A 13,995-nucleotide genomic window follows, 5' to 3' on the forward strand; every position below is an offset into this window, starting at 1 on the left:
GAAATAACCAATATACCATTCCGGCTATAAAAGGATTTGGAATTTTTGTGCTAATCTGTGCCACAGATTGCCCGGCATCAATTGTCCAACCGATAAAAGTTTGTAGGAATGACGCTGCATCATGGAAGAATGATTTACAATCGGAAAGGAACACATTGGACTGTACTGCCTGAAAAAGAGTGGTTGTCAGCGAATACCATGCAAGAAGGAACAAGGTTGTTTGGAACATTACCGTTTTTGCTTTATACTGTCCGGCAAGTCGCTCTTTTTGTGTTCCGTATTTCGCTTTTGCATTCTGATAGGCTGTCCGGTCACAGGATTCACATTTTTCATAGAGTACCGGCTTTTCTACCGGTATCTCTACGATTTTCTGATGTGTCCGGGCATAATCCCGTTGTTGTGTTAAACAGCGTATTTTATTTTGATATTCCCCGATCATGACGTTTGCGCTTCGCAGCTTCTCTTTCTCGTTCCGCAATGCTCTGTCTGCCAGCTTCAAGTCGTTCTTTAATGCTTGAATATTCCCGGCTCTGTTCTCTTTGTTTAATTTCTCGTTCAAGATCAGAGATTCGTTGAGCTGCGTCTTCAGTTCCACGATAAGCTGGTCTTTCTGTTCCAGTTCTTCTTGTATCTCCTCGGTCAGGAGCAGAAGCTCTTCCAACTGTTCGGCGTTCTTTAATTCTCTGGATTCGTTCATCTATATCACGTCCTTTCTCTATCTGCTGTTCCAGTTCAGCAATTCGGTGTTCTGTTTCAGTAATAAACTGTTTTCGCTGTTCAGCTTCTGTGCCAATTTCTGCCATTGCTGATTTTCGTTTTCCAAAAGTTCTATCTTCGTTTTCTGTTCTTCCATCTTGGAAAGCAGTTCCTCGGTATTTGGCAAAATGTTGAGCAGCCCGGATAACTCGTTGTTTAATTTTTGCAATTTCTGATTCTGTTCCTGCATAAGAGAGAGTTGGGTGTCCCGGTTCTGCATTTCCAGAATCATTTCTGCCATTAAGGTCTGCTGTTCTTCGATTTGCCCAATCATGGATTCCATTAAGGGTATAATTTCCCGGCTTTCTTCTAATGTCATTTAATCGCTCCTTCCATAATGATAATGCACCCGATACTTTCCCAAAGGTGTCCAGTATCTTTTGCAATAACGTGTTTTGTTGTTTTATGATTTGATTTTCCGCTACTTTCCACGAACCTTTTATTTCCTGCCCGGCAAGAAACTTTTGTTCAATCTTTCTTGCGTCAGCGCCTTCATGGATGGTAGGAATCTGGAGTTTTCCCTGTTTTTCATAAGAACGGTGATCGACCTGATTCTGCAAAGGCAGATGTTCATTACATACCTTTGCCCATTCACTCCGCCATAGTTCACAGTTATTTGGATTGTTCCATCCAGTAGCATCGGTCAGCACCCGTTTCCATTGCAAGCGGTTTCTTGCACCAATCTTCTGGATTCCGTTTTCGTCTAATACAGGGATACGGATTCCATGACGGTCAGGGTTTTTCTTATCCTGCCACCAGTTCGGATGGGATTCATCAATCACGATATTTCCGTTTTTATCTCTGACAAATTCCCAATCCTTGACTTCTTTCTTTCCCCAAGAATGATCCGGGTTAAAAGGGCGCATAGTCAGAAGCAGATGGACATGAGGATTGCCATCCCCTTTGTCGTGGATACTCCAATCAGCGCACATTCCTTTATCCACAAATGTTTTTTGGATATAGTCGGCTGTATATTGAATCTGTTCTTGTCTGCTCCATTCTTTTGGAAGGGCAAATTCAAATGACCTGCCAAGTTGGGCATCCGCACTTTTTTCAATCTTCAATACCTCATTCCATAACCTCTGTTTTTGAAATGTGATTTTAAATTTTTTTATAGCAGCTTCTTTATCTTCTGACCTTTTGTATCGGACAGACTTTTGAAAGCGTTTTATATTTTCCTCTGGTACTATCTGCCATTCAGAAGGTGCGTTTTCGCACATCATCAGACTGGTGTAGACCACTTCTTTTTTAGAAGTGTAATAACTGATACTCCCGGTTTCTTCGTTTTTCATCACATCCCCATTGAGATATGCAGAAGCGGAGATAACAGATTTTCCTTTACTTCGTCCGACTATTTTGATTGTGTAATGAAAAATCGCCATGTCTGGATTCCTCCTTTCTGCACATCCGGCATAGATTTCCGGCAACATTGCTTTCAATTTTAGAAAAAGCAGCATTGCCGGAACGCCCTCTGCGTAAGAGTGCCCTGCGCATAGCAGTCTGCATGGAATGCGCCCCTCTGGCGAAGAGTGCCTCCTGCGGCATGAGCAGGTCTGGCTGAAAGCCCCGCCGACGGAACGAGCCCGGCAAGCGTGAGCGCAGACCGGTTGCCACTTGTGGCAAACTTATTGGGACGACCTCTGGTTGTCCATAAGTGCGCCCTTCATGAAAAAGCAATGAAGGGAATGAAAAACTCATCCCCTCCGCCATTACACTTCCTCCATATCGGTATTGGCTTCTTTCTGCATTGCCTTTGAGAAAAACTTCCCATTGGCTTCCTGCCTTTTCAGAAAACCAATCAGCTTTGGGATGTCTTCCTCCTCAATAGGTGCACCAAGAACGGATTCCACTGCACCGCCAATCTGACAGAGCCTATGGGTTCGTTTTTTACTTTCTTCGGCTTTCTTTCGTTTCAGAAGTTCTTTCTTCTGTGTTGCATATCTTTTCGCCTTTTCAAGGCTTTCCTGTTCCTTCTTTTCCATTTCAAGCATTCGTTCTTCATAACTTTTTGTTGATTTTGCCATGATTACATTCCCTTTTCTTTTGCAAACATAAGTTCTCGGTTGCGTATCAGAAGAAGCACATGGTATAATCTTCTTGCGTGTAGGTATATCATGGCTTCGGTCTGATAGAACCTTTGGCGGTTTCTTTGGAAGCCGCCTTTTTAATTTGCCGCAGTTCTTGTTACGGCTTTTACATTTCCTCTATCCCTCAAATCACGACCTTCATTCGCTTCCATAAACATTTCCAGAATATCGGTTTTAATCAGGACTTTGCGACCAACCTTTAATACTGGAAGTTTCTTCCATTCTACAAGCTGTCTTAAGGTATTTCTGCCGATTCCCGTATAATCAGCAGCTTCTTCGATGGATAATGCAATTTTTCTTTGCGTCATATAATCACCTCCTTATAAATTGCATTATGCAATTCTTGTGATGTAAGTATATCCTTTCCAAATCTTTTTGTCAAGCGTTACGAAATATTAAAAATAATTTTTATATTGCATATTGCAATTTCGGAAAAACAATGCTATAATTCATACATACCGAAAAAGGAGGCAGTCAGCATGAAAGATAAAGAACTACGCAAGCTGATAGGCAGCAGAATAAAACAGCGCCGTCTGGAATTGAATCTGACACAGCCTTATGTCGCAGAAAAGATGGGTGTTACCGCTTCTACAATCCTGCGTTATGAGAATGGTTCGATTGACAATACGAAAAAAATGGTGCTGGAAGGTCTTTCGGAAGCACTCCATGTATCCGTGGAATGGCTCAAAGGGGAAACAGATGAATATGAAACCGACATTACGGATAAGAGAGAATTACAGATTCGTGATGCGATGGGAGATATTCTGGAACAGTTACCGCTTGCCCTTACCAAAGAAGAAGATGCTTTTTCAAAAGATTTATTACTGCTGATGTTAAAACAATATGGTCTGTTTTTGGATTCCTTCCAGTTCGCCTGCAAAAACTTCAAGGGAAATGCTGGTCAGACGGATATTGCCAAAACAATAGGGTTTGAATCGAATGATGAATATAATGAGATTATGTTCTTAAGGGAAATCACTCCTACCATCAATGCTTTTAATGAGATGGCAGACATTGTAAGGCTCTATTCCAAGAAACAAAAAACAGCAGAACAAAGGCTTGCAAATCTTTTATCAGAAGTCTTATACGAAGATTCCGAATCGGTATAGTAAGACAACCGGAGTTATGATATACTTACACGCACGAAGCATTTCATCAGTTCCGATTGTCTAATATCGAAAGGAGACATACGATTATGGCAAAAGGATCTGTAAGAAAAAAAGGAAAGAAATGGTACTACCGCTTCTATGTAGAGGACGCAAGCGGCAATCTTGTTCAGAAAGAATGCGTTGGAACAGAAAGCAAAAGTGGAACTGAAAAGCTGCTCCGTCAGGCAATGGATGATTATGAGAAAAAGAAATTTGTTGCCAAAGCGGAAAATCTCACAGTCGGACAACTTCTGGATGTGTGGGCAGAGGAGGAATTAAAAACAGGTACGCTCAGCAATGGTACGGTGGAGAATTACCTCGGAACAATCCGAAATATTAAGAAACACCCATTGGCAGAACGGAAACTGAAAAATGTAACCTCTGAACATTTGCAATCCTTCTTCGATTTGCTTTCCTTCGGGGGAGTTCATCCCGATGGAAAAGAGAGAAAGGGGTATAGCAAAGATTACATCCATTCTTTTTCCGCAGTCATGCAGCAGTCCTTCCGTTTTGCAGTATTTCCAAAGCAGTATATTACGTTCAATCCCATGCAGTATATTAAACTGCGGTATCAGACGGACGAAGTTGATTTGTTTTCGGATGAGGACATGGACGGAAATATCCAACCAATTTCACGAGAAGATTATGAAAGACTGCTTGCGTATCTTCAAAAAAAGAACCCAGCCGCAATACTTCCAATCCAGATAGCCTATTATGCCGGACTCCGTATTGGAGAAGCCTGCGGTTTGGCATGGCAGGACGTAAATCTGGAAGAACAATGCCTTACCATAAGACGCAGCATCCGATATGATGGTTCAAAGCGCAAATATATCATCGGACCAACCAAGCGGAAAAAAGTGAGGATTGTTGATTTTGGAGATACGCTGGTAGAGATTTTCCGTAATACCCGGAAAGAGCAGTTAAAAAATCGAATGCAGTACGGAGAACTTTATCACACGAACTACTACAAAGAGGTCAAAGAGAAAAACAGAGTGTACTACGAATATTATTGCTTAGACAGAACAGAGGAAGTCCCGGCAGATTATAAAGAAATTTCTTTCGTCTGTTTAAGACCGGATGGTTGTCTGGAACTTCCAACTACTTTGGGAACTGTTTGCAGAAAGGTGGCAAAAACATTAGAGGGATTTGAAGGCTTTCATTTCCACCAGTTACGTCACACCTATACAAGCAACCTTTTAGCAAATGGAGCAGCCCCAAAAGATGTGCAGGAATTGTTAGGACACTCAGATGTCAGTACCACAATGAATGTCTATGCTCACTCCACAAGAGATGCTAAACGAAAATCGGTTAGGCTTCTTGATAAAGTGGTAGGCAATGATTAAAGAAATTCCCTTATTTCCCTTGTAATTATCTCATAAGGGCAAAAATAAGGGAAACTACATATCATTTCACTAATGGACAGGCGGGAAAGCCTATAAAATGGGGAAAGTTAGAGGAATAATTATATAAATTCCAGTTTTGAGAATTGAAAAAAACGGAATTTACTTATTAAGACATATAAACTGTTGACAATAAAGCTCCTATATAGTATGTTTTTAATAAACTACTATATAGGAGCTTTTGTATGGAAATGAATGGAGGATTTCTTGTTACCAAAATAAAACAGCTTGGAGACCGGATTTTCGAGAAGATTCTCAGTGAAAAGAATATTGATGCGTTTAATGGAGCCCAGGGGCGTATTCTTTATGTGCTGTGGCAGAAGGATGGTATTTCAATCAGGTCACTCTCGACTAAATGCGGATTAGCGATAACATCTCTTACTACGATGCTGGAAAGAATGGAAAAACAAGGGCTGATAAGCCGTGTTCAGTCTGAAACGGACAAAAGGAAAACACTCCTGTTTCTGACTGAGAAAGCACATGCCTTAAAGGGCGAGTACGATTCTGTATCTGATGAGATGGGCAGTATTTACTACAAAGGTTTTTCAGAGGAAGAAATTACCCGGTTTGAGGAATGCCTCGACCGCATCAGAAAGAATCTTGAGGAGTGGCAGAAGTCATGAGTATTTGTATCAAAGATCAGATTCAGAACATGAATATCGTCATTGGCTGCACAGTGGGGTGTGCATATTGCTATGCCCGCAACAACGTGAAACGCTGGCATATGATTGATGACTTCGCTGACCCTGAATTCTTTCCGGGTAAGCTCAAGATGATGGAAAAGAAACGTCCGCAGAACTTTCTTCTTACCGGCATGAGCGATCTCTCCGGATGGAAGCCGGAATGGATAGACGAGGTATTTGCAAAGATCCGTGAAAATCCACAGCATCAGTTCCTGTTCCTTACCAAGCGACCTGATTTGCTGGATTTTGATACCGATCTGGAAAACGCATGGTTTGGCGTTACGGTGACGAGGAAAGCAGAACTGTGGCGTATCGACGCCCTTCGGAAAAACGTCAGAGCAAAACATTACCATGTTTCCTTTGAGCCGTTATTCGATGATCCCGGCACAGTTGACCTTTCCGGAATCGATTGGATCGTTGTCGGCACCATGACCGGAGCTCAGAGCAGGAAGATTCATACGGAGCCGGAATGGACATGGTCTCTGGCGGACCAGGCACATAAGCTCGGCATTCCGGTGTTTATGAAGGAAGACCTTGTCCCTATCATAGGGGACGAAAATATGATTCAGGAAATGCCGGAAGAATTTAATAAAGTGTTAGAGGTACAGAAATCATGGAAGAAGTAATGAATGGAATCCTCATTCGTGAGGTGGAAACAAAGAACATCATGACTAAGTCTAGTCTGCCGGTAGGCGGTTACTCGGTCAATCCCTATGTGGGCTGTACACATGCCTGCAAGTATTGCTATGCTTCTTTTATGAAGCGCTTTACCGGGCACAAGGAGGAATGGGGCACTTTCCTTGATGTGAAGCATTGGCCAGAAATTAAAAATCCGAAGAAATATGCCGGACAGCGGGTGGTCATCGGTTCTGTGACAGATGGCTACAATCCACAGGAGGAGCAATTCGGGAATACCAGAAAACTTCTGGAGCAGCTGATCGGCAGTGACGCAGATATTCTGATCTGCACAAAGTCGGATCTTGTGGTACGGGATATTGATCTGTTGAAGAAGCTTGGACGTGTAACCGTTTCATGGTCGATCAACACACTAGATGAAAATTTCAAGAACGATATGGATTCTGCTTCGAGCATTGAGCACCGTATCGCTGCTATGAAGCAGGTATATGAGGCAGGTATCCGTACAGTCTGTTTCGCATCCCCGGTATTCCCCGGTATCACGGATTTTGAAGCAATCTTTGAGCGGGTAAAGAATCAGTGCAATCTGTTCTGGCTCGAAAATCTCAATCTTCGAGGCGGTTTCAAAAAGATAATTATGGATTATATCGCCGGAAAATATCCTGATCTTGTACCACTTTACGACGAGATCTATAACAAGCATAACCGCAGCTACTTTGAAGCACTTGAAGTAAAAGCTGAGAAAATGGCTAAGAAGTATAATTGTGCCTTTGTGGATAATGAAATGCCTTATGGCAGAGTCCCGCAGGGACATCCGGTGATCGTAGATTATTTCTATCATGAGGAAATCCGTGGGACAGAGAATACCGGAAAAAGAAATCGCTAACTTCTTGTTTGAAAAATTGAGAAAACGTAATATTGAACAAAAAAGAAATGCACAGTTCTTAGCATATCGGGAACTGTGCATTTCTGTATATAAATACTTTTAATTAGCCGATTACGGCATCCTCTGCTGTAAAATGTTCCAGAGAATTTTCTTTTACCTGAATGCAGATATAAGTAATTCCGGAAATATCGGATGCAAAAAACTGACGCTTTGCAGCAGGTGCGATTTTTAGCCAGTCTCCAGTTGAAAGGCTAATTTCTTCTCCATCAATTATGGCTTTGCCGTTACCTGAAAGAATTCCATAGATTTCTTCATTTTCTTTATGAGAATGAACAAATGGGACATTTGCTCCTGCAGGTAGTTCGTTTAAACTGATTTCTGCACCTGTTAAAGACAACTTTTCGTGCAGCTCAATTCGGTTTTCCTTTCCAATAGTTGTTTTTGTGTAATTTGCCATAATAACCTCCATAGTTAATTTGTAGTTTCTGGTTGCTTGGTGTTAGTATAGTGTGAGACACATACAAAAACAAGTACGCACCTTTTTGTAACTGTACACTCAAAATCGAATGTGTTACAATAGCCTCGGAGGTGAGAATTATGCGAGCAAAAGAAGAATTACCGGAATGCCCAGTTGCAACAGCAGTATCTCTCATCGGAGGAAAATGGAAACTGCTGATTTTGCGTAACTTGAAAGAGCGTCCATGGAGATTCAATGAGCTACAACGAAGTATAGATGGTATTTCACAAAAGGTTTTGACAGATAGTTTAAGACAAATGATGAGTGATGGACTGGCATATCGCCACGATTACCATGAGCAGCCACCAAGAGTTGAATACGGCTTAACGGAACTCGGAACAAAAATGCTTCCAATTGTTAATTCACTTGCTGACTTTGGTAACTACTATAAATCAATTATTGAACAGAATTAAGGACGTTAGTATTTGAAAAGCTTGAACAATTCCAGTTTATTGGGAAGTCGCAGAGAACGAAAAATCGGGATTGAGCGTCTTCGTCCATTCAAAGAGCATCCGTTTCAAGTGAAAGATCCATAAAGCGACAGAACGAATTATTGAAGAACAGAAAGAACAATCTGAGGATTCATAGAATGCGATTTAAGAGAAAAAAGCCTCATGACCATGCGGAAAAATGAAAGCAAAATACGTTAGCTAATAAAGTGTATAGGCTCAAAAGGGAAAGTGCCCTTTTGGGCCTTTTTTGTGCTTTGCTATAAGTAATACCACAATTAAAGGGCAAAAAATAGCGTTTAAGCAGGGTGTAACGGAAGAACTGAAAGCAACGGATATGATGAGATGGATAGGATTGATGAATAACATTCGAGCCTGTGCCGATGAGATTGTATTGAATGATATTGTGTATTCCTAACGGATACCAACCGAAGAAGAACTGCTGTCAAACCGATGGCAGTTTTTCTTTTTCGGCAAGTATTCAAGAAGTCATTAAGTCGTGAGTATAATCGAAGTGGTAGAAAAGTTATCTCTTATATCGGTTGTAACTTTTTTATGACTCTATTGACAAGAAAACTTGGTATGTGTATAATTAAAATATGCAAAGAAAACTTGGCATGGAGGTGTTTTTATGAAAAAGGACGAAATATTAAAGGCAAGCAGAAAAGAACATCGCAATAAGGACTTGGCTGAAATGGAAGTGGTATATCAAGCCGGAAGTCATGCAAGCAGAGTTGGTGCTTTAGTGTGTTGTTTGCTTTCGCTGTTATCTTCTGTGCTTGCTCATACTATGATTTACAGTCCGTGGGTTATATACTTCAGCATTATTGCAACACAATGGTTAGTTCGTTTTATCAAAATGAAGCGAAAGAGTGATTTGGTCTTGACTGTTCTGTTTTTTGTGCTTTCCATTTTGGCATTTGTTGGATTTGTTAGCCATCTTTTAGAGGTGAGAATATGAAAGAACAATTACAACTGAAAAATCACTTAAAGGAAGTTCGCACAGAAGCAAATCTTTCTCAAGCTCAGCTTGCAGAAATGGTAGGGGTATCAAGAAATACCATTAGTTCTATTGAAACAGGACAGTTTAATCCAACTGCAAAATTGGCTCTAATTCTTTGTATTGCATTGGACAAAAAATTTGAGGAACTATTCTATTTTTAGGAGGTTATTATGGAAAATATTATAATGTTGATTTTGGGAGTGTTCATATCTGTTGTGGGAATTGTAAATATCAAAGGCAATATCAGCACAATTCACTCTTATAATAGGCGAAAAGTAAAGGAAGAAGATATACCAAAGTATGGAAAAACAGTCGGCACAGGAACGCTGATTATAGGAATATCTCTTGTATTAGGTTTTATTGTTTCGTTTTGGAGTGAAATAATTATAGATTATATCATTCTTCCAGCAGTTATTGTCGGATTAGGCTTTATATTGTATGGACAGTTCAAATACAATAAAGGAATTTTTTGAGAATCAGGGAGGTATAAAGATGGAATTGAACACAATATCAGGTCTGGCGATAGCGGGAGTTATCTGCTCCGTTGTCCTCTCGATGGGGGTACCGATTGCTTTGTTCATTGCAGGAAGGGTGAAGCTTAAGGCAAGGATTTCCTCGTTCTTTATCGGAGCAGGAACCTATCTGCTGTTTGCCATGCTGTTGGAGCAGCTGCTGCATGTTCTTGTCATTCAGTTCTGCGGACTGAACGCACAGAGCAGGCCATGGTTTTACTATGTGTACGCGGCTTTGGCTGCAGCGGTTTTTGAAGAGACCGGAAGACTGATTGCCATGAAGTTCTGGATGAAGAAATGGCTGGATTTTCCAAATGCACTGATGTATGGAATCGGGCATGGCGGTGTGGAGGCCATTCTGCTCGGAGGACTCTCCGGAATCAGCAATCTTGTGTCCATGCTGATGATCAACAGCGGAGCCATGCAGAATACGCTGGCGGCACTTCCTGCTGAGTCTGCAAACCAGACCGTGTCACAGCTGTCGGCCCTATGGACAACACCGGCACCACTCTTTTTTGTAAGCGGAATCGAAAGAATCAGTGCCATCATTCTGCATATCGGGTTGTCACTGCTGATCTACCGGGCGGTAAAGGCAGGCAAATGCAGGACAGCGGCTTTTACAGCGGTTCTTGCATATGGGATTCATTTTATTGTGGACTTCTTTGCCGTGGCAGGTCCGGCGCTTCTTCCCATCTATGTGATTGAAATTGGTGTCTTTGTGATGGCAGCCGGAACTCTTGTTATGGCGCTGAAGATGGGAAGGATGGAAGAACTGTGAATTCCAGTTTTCTGCTATCATAAAACAGAATATATCTGACAGAACGCACCGTAGAAATACGGTGTTTTTTGTTACCCAATAGGAATACTTTCAGAAAGTGCCAAAGGTTGGAAAAAAGAATTGAATATGATTTCATGGAATGGAGCTGCAGAAAAATATGATATTCGTGACTGGGCACCAGAACATGAAAAAATGGGAAAAGGAATTACTTTATCTCAAGAAGAGGCAGAAGCTCTGTATGAGTTACTGGGTAAAACTCTAAAAAAATAGTTGTAATTAAATAAGCCAAAGACGTTTGATTGGGTGAACAGTTAAATGTCTTTGGCTTTCTTCGTAGAAATATAAATTTAATCCAACTCTGCCCCTAACTCATACCTCCAATATTCTGCCGCTTCATACTCTCTAGGTTCTGAGAGTATCCCTCTATATAACGAAACGCTCAGAGGCTGTTTTACAGTGGGGTAAAAGAAAAAATATCAAAAAATCGATGATTAATGGTAAGCTTGTGATAGAATGAAAAAAAGAGAAAAGCATAAAGGATGCAGTTGAGGAGAATATTTGTTATGATTAGAAAGTTGCTGAACGGAGATATCGATAGAGTCGCTGACATATGGTTAAAGACAAATCTGAAAGCACATTATTTTATTTCCAATCAATACTGGAAAAGTAATTATGAATTAGTGAAAGAAATGATGTTACAATCCGAAGTCTATGTGTTTGAAGTGGATAAAATGATACAAGGATTTGTAGGACTAAATGATGAATATATCGAAGGTATTTTTGTCTCTGATGAAATGCAGTCATGTGGCATAGGTAAATTTTTATTGGATTATATTAAGGATAAAAAAGTTAGCTTACGATTAAATGTATACCAGAAGAATGCCAGAGCAATTTCTTTTTACCAAAGAGAAGGGTTCATTATTCAATGTGAAGGCTTGGATGAAGCTACTGGTGAAAAAGAGTACACTATGCTATGGAAACGAAAATAGAAATCGGAAGTTGTAGTAAAGGAGGTTTACAATGGGGTTTTGGATTTTTATGTTGATTATGGATTTGCTTCTTCCATTTACGATGATTGGTTTTGGAAGATATTTTATGAAAAAGGCTCCAAAGGAAATAAATTCAGTATTTGGATATCGGACTTCGATGTCTATGAAGAACAAAGACACATGGGAATTTGCTCATAAATATTGTGGTAAAGTCTGGTATGTCTGTGGAATGGTTATGTTGCCGATAACAGTAATATTCATGCTTTTAGTGATTGGAAAAAATGAAGATTGTGTTGGGAGTATAGGAGGAATTATCTGTAGTGTTCAACTTATTCCTTTAATTGGGTCTATTCTCCCAACAGAAATAGCATTAAAAAAGAATTTTGATAAGAATGGAACAAGACGATAAATTCTAGTTTGACGGAGTAATAGATATGAAAATCCGAGAAGTGAATGAGAATAAAAAGCAATTTATAGCATTATTGTTATTAGCTGATGAGCAGGAAAATATGATTGATCACTATCTTGAAAAAGGTACTATGTATGTACTTGAAGATGGTAATGTAAAAGCTGAATGTGTCGTTACTGATGAAGATAATGGAATACTTGAAATTAAAAATATTGCAGTTGATCCTCAGAATAAAGGACAGGGCTATGGGAAAGCATTGATTGACTTCCTTGTAAGTAAATATGCAGATAAATATTCTATTTTGCAGGTTGGAACAGGTGACAGCCCGTTGACCGTACCGTTTTATGAAAAATGCGGATTTGTCCGATCTCACAATATTCCGAATTTCTTTACGGACAATTATGACCACCCAATTTATGAGTGTGGTGTACAGTTAATAGATATGGTATATTTGCAAAGATGTTTATAACTTCCGGTTTGCAAACTAATAAAATTCTGAGAAAGGAGGGTTGCCGATGTACGCACAAATCATCCCGGATATCACTTTACAGACGGTTGGTGGTAAAACTGTTATTGTGGTAGAGATTTTTGAGGGCAGACAGCAGTTGCGCTCCTGGGGCATTTTGATTGAGCGTGATGGAAAAGAGTATCCGTCTAATGCTTTTGCTATTTTGACTGGCAACAGAGGACTTCATGTTGCAACACAATGTGGTGTGTTCAAAGGTACAACGAAAGCAGTATTTGTTGACCGTAGAGAATATACCGGTCCGCTTTGGGAGCAGATAGATGAAGCATTTCAGTTTGTTTTGAGAAATATTCATTTGGGTGCTACCATTGTGGGAATTTATCGGCAGGATGTTTATTTTGAGAATTTCTATGACGGTATTTTACAGGTAGCAAATATGCAGAAATTCTTCAAAGAACATTCTGATGGATTCCATACTACAGAGGCCAAAGGCATCTGGAAGGAATATACGGAAAGTTACTATCGGATGGATACCTATTACAGGTTGTTCCATCTGAGTTTCCAAAAGAGCCTGGAGACTTCTACTTTATACCCACTGGTTTTCACAACTTTTATGTGACAAATACTATTGACTGTGATATTATGGAGATGATATAAGCGAAAATGACTTTTGCGGAAACGAAAGTATCTTCATTTTTTATTTACAAATATGTTTTTTGATGGAATTGTATGTTTGCCAAATTGATAATTAGTATTTTCCCCTAATACATATACAATGAAGATATGTAGTAGAGGAAATGAAGTATAGTCACTTGCAGATAGAGAAGCATATTGCGGATAAAATAACATCTTTATGTGAAAAGCGTGATATCAGTAAATACAGATTATCGCAGTTTTTTCAGGAAGGTAATTTAGAGAATCTGACAGAAAAACAGAAAGAAGTTCTAGGGATATGGAACGATCTGAATGCAAATGAGCAGGAAACAGTAATGTCAATGCTTCGTGGACTTCGGAAGTAGAAGAACAGTTCGAGTATATATATCGGCTGTTCTTTTTTTGTTTTCAGGCGTTAAAACGGTAATGTTTTCTTGTGTACAGTAGAGCGCTATAGTATAATAAAATCAGTTTTTTTGCATAAGTTTAAAAGCTATATCTATAATAAGGAAATCGGCAAACCAGATGAAAGTCTGGGACGCAAAGCTACAGGGCCTGTAAAATGGCAGCCAGTTGCATAAAATGAGGTGCACTGTTTGTCTGACAGTGCTTTTTTGTGGTG

Annotated in this window: 22 protein-coding genes, 1 pseudogene and 1 riboswitch; of the genes and pseudogenes, 17 read left to right on the forward strand and 6 right to left on the reverse strand. The window is 40.0% G+C overall.

Translation table 11 applies throughout. The annotated features are described in order from the left end of the window. From WKT11_RS09400 to WKT11_RS09420, 5 genes are all read right to left on the reverse strand, one after another. Window positions 1–478 (reverse strand): DUF6040 family protein (locus WKT11_RS09400; RefSeq protein ID WP_445291936.1); only part of this gene is annotated, 478 nt, incomplete at its 3' end. Then, a complete protein-coding gene (locus WKT11_RS09405) occupies window positions 417–2,138 on the reverse strand; it encodes a MobA/MobL family protein (protein ID WP_118774965.1) in 1,722 nt (573 codons plus the stop codon). The genes WKT11_RS09405 and WKT11_RS09400, both read right to left, overlap by 62 nt. Continuing rightward, window positions 2,095–2,466, reverse strand: coding sequence for a hypothetical protein (locus tag WKT11_RS09410; RefSeq protein WP_044998624.1), 372 nt, complete (start codon window positions 2,464–2,466; stop codon window positions 2,095–2,097). The genes WKT11_RS09405 and WKT11_RS09410 overlap by 44 nt, the downstream gene beginning before the upstream one ends. Beyond that, on the reverse strand, window positions 2,466–2,780 hold the full coding sequence (locus WKT11_RS09415) for a relaxasome subunit MobC (RefSeq protein WP_072522126.1): 315 nt from the start codon (window positions 2,778–2,780) through the stop codon (window positions 2,466–2,468). Before WKT11_RS09415 ends, WKT11_RS09410 begins: the two co-directional genes overlap by 1 nt. A gap of 140 nt (window positions 2,781–2,920) precedes the next feature. After that, window positions 2,921–3,151, reverse strand: a complete 231-nt coding sequence (locus tag WKT11_RS09420; protein ID WP_004843519.1) for a helix-turn-helix domain-containing protein — start codon at window positions 3,149–3,151, stop codon at window positions 2,921–2,923. A gap of 171 nt (window positions 3,152–3,322) precedes the next feature. Between WKT11_RS09420 and WKT11_RS09425 the strand changes: the two genes are divergently transcribed. The 5 genes from WKT11_RS09425 to WKT11_RS09445 all read left to right on the forward strand — a co-directional run bounded on the left by WKT11_RS09425 (window position 3,323) and on the right by WKT11_RS09445 (window position 7,596). Then, complete coding sequence (locus WKT11_RS09425; protein ID WP_008369918.1) at window positions 3,323–3,952, forward strand: helix-turn-helix domain-containing protein; 630 nt, start codon at window positions 3,323–3,325, stop codon at window positions 3,950–3,952. Between the two features lie 86 nt (window positions 3,953–4,038). Beyond that, entirely contained in the window at window positions 4,039–5,334 is a 1,296-nt protein-coding gene (locus WKT11_RS09430) for a tyrosine-type recombinase/integrase (protein ID WP_008369919.1), read from the forward strand. 242 nt (window positions 5,335–5,576) lie between these two features. Then, window positions 5,577–6,014, forward strand: coding sequence for a radical SAM mobile pair system MarR family transcriptional regulator (locus tag WKT11_RS09435; RefSeq protein ID WP_117676378.1), 438 nt, complete (start codon window positions 5,577–5,579; stop codon window positions 6,012–6,014). Continuing rightward, complete coding sequence (locus tag WKT11_RS09440; RefSeq protein ID WP_117676379.1) at window positions 6,011–6,700, forward strand: radical SAM mobile pair protein A; 690 nt, start codon at window positions 6,011–6,013, stop codon at window positions 6,698–6,700. The genes WKT11_RS09435 and WKT11_RS09440 overlap by 4 nt, the downstream gene beginning before the upstream one ends. Beyond that, a complete protein-coding gene (locus tag WKT11_RS09445; protein WP_117676380.1) occupies window positions 6,688–7,596 on the forward strand; it encodes a radical SAM mobile pair protein B in 909 nt (302 codons plus the stop codon). Before WKT11_RS09440 ends, WKT11_RS09445 begins: the two co-directional genes overlap by 13 nt. 103 nt (window positions 7,597–7,699) lie before the next feature. On the opposite strand, the gene WKT11_RS09450 is transcribed toward WKT11_RS09445, so the two are convergent. Continuing rightward, window positions 7,700–8,053, reverse strand: coding sequence for a cupin domain-containing protein (locus WKT11_RS09450; protein ID WP_004614173.1), 354 nt, complete (start codon window positions 8,051–8,053; stop codon window positions 7,700–7,702). Window positions 8,054–8,193: 140 nt separating this feature from the next. Here WKT11_RS09450 and WKT11_RS09455 point away from each other — a divergent pair, with 140 nt between their 5' ends. The 12 genes and pseudogenes from WKT11_RS09455 (at window position 8,194) to WKT11_RS09510 (ending at window position 13,738) form a co-directional block, all read left to right on the forward strand. Then, window positions 8,194–8,526 (forward strand): winged helix-turn-helix transcriptional regulator, encoded by a 333-nt coding sequence (locus WKT11_RS09455; RefSeq protein ID WP_008373705.1) that lies wholly within the window; start codon window positions 8,194–8,196, stop codon window positions 8,524–8,526. Between the two features lie 376 nt (window positions 8,527–8,902). Continuing rightward, on the forward strand, window positions 8,903–8,980 hold the full coding sequence (locus WKT11_RS09460) for a TnpV protein (RefSeq protein ID WP_242854876.1): 78 nt from the start codon (window positions 8,903–8,905) through the stop codon (window positions 8,978–8,980). A gap of 213 nt (window positions 8,981–9,193) precedes the next feature. Continuing rightward, window positions 9,194–9,523 carry a DUF6442 family protein gene (locus WKT11_RS09465; protein WP_117676381.1) on the forward strand — a complete coding sequence of 110 codons (330 nt, stop codon included), beginning with the start codon at window positions 9,194–9,196 and terminating at the stop codon, window positions 9,521–9,523. Further along, on the forward strand, window positions 9,520–9,726 hold the full coding sequence (locus tag WKT11_RS09470) for a helix-turn-helix transcriptional regulator (RefSeq protein WP_003865061.1): 207 nt from the start codon (window positions 9,520–9,522) through the stop codon (window positions 9,724–9,726). Before WKT11_RS09465 ends, WKT11_RS09470 begins: the two co-directional genes overlap by 4 nt. Before the next feature lie 9 nt (window positions 9,727–9,735). Beyond that, window positions 9,736–10,038: a hypothetical protein gene (locus WKT11_RS09475; protein ID WP_008121271.1), complete on the forward strand. Its 303-nt coding sequence runs from the start codon at window positions 9,736–9,738 to the stop codon at window positions 10,036–10,038. A 19-nt stretch (window positions 10,039–10,057) separates the two neighbouring features. Beyond that, the gene (locus WKT11_RS09480; RefSeq protein WP_119244629.1) at window positions 10,058–10,855 is read left to right on the forward strand and encodes a YhfC family intramembrane metalloprotease; all 798 of its coding nucleotides are present in this window, start codon (window positions 10,058–10,060) and stop codon (window positions 10,853–10,855) included. 78 nt (window positions 10,856–10,933) lie between these two features. After that, the gene (locus WKT11_RS09485; RefSeq protein ID WP_055249572.1) at window positions 10,934–11,125 is read left to right on the forward strand and encodes a YdbC family protein; all 192 of its coding nucleotides are present in this window, start codon (window positions 10,934–10,936) and stop codon (window positions 11,123–11,125) included. A gap of 293 nt (window positions 11,126–11,418) precedes the next feature. Beyond that, complete coding sequence (locus WKT11_RS09490; protein WP_117676383.1) at window positions 11,419–11,844, forward strand: GNAT family N-acetyltransferase; 426 nt, start codon at window positions 11,419–11,421, stop codon at window positions 11,842–11,844. Between the two features lie 31 nt (window positions 11,845–11,875). Continuing rightward, window positions 11,876–12,253, forward strand: a complete 378-nt coding sequence (locus tag WKT11_RS09495; protein ID WP_117676384.1) for an SdpI family protein — start codon at window positions 11,876–11,878, stop codon at window positions 12,251–12,253. A 25-nt stretch (window positions 12,254–12,278) separates the two neighbouring features. After that, a complete protein-coding gene (locus tag WKT11_RS09500; RefSeq protein ID WP_117676385.1) occupies window positions 12,279–12,722 on the forward strand; it encodes a GNAT family N-acetyltransferase in 444 nt (147 codons plus the stop codon). Between the two features lie 124 nt (window positions 12,723–12,846). Continuing rightward, window positions 12,847–13,116 (forward strand): annotated as a pseudogene (locus tag WKT11_RS20000) (ATP-binding protein); the annotation flags it as partial. Window positions 13,117–13,516: 400 nt separating this feature from the next. Then, entirely contained in the window at window positions 13,517–13,738 is a 222-nt protein-coding gene (locus WKT11_RS09510; RefSeq protein WP_118411646.1) for a hypothetical protein, read from the forward strand. 140 nt (window positions 13,739–13,878) lie between these two features. Then, a riboswitch (cyclic di-GMP riboswitch) is annotated at window positions 13,879–13,954 on the forward strand. Window positions 13,955–13,995 lie beyond the last annotated feature (41 nt).

The sequence above is a fragment of the Blautia sp. HCN-1074 genome, assembly GCF_037890165.1.
Classification (GTDB): Bacteria; Bacillota; Clostridia; order Lachnospirales; family Lachnospiraceae; genus Blautia_A.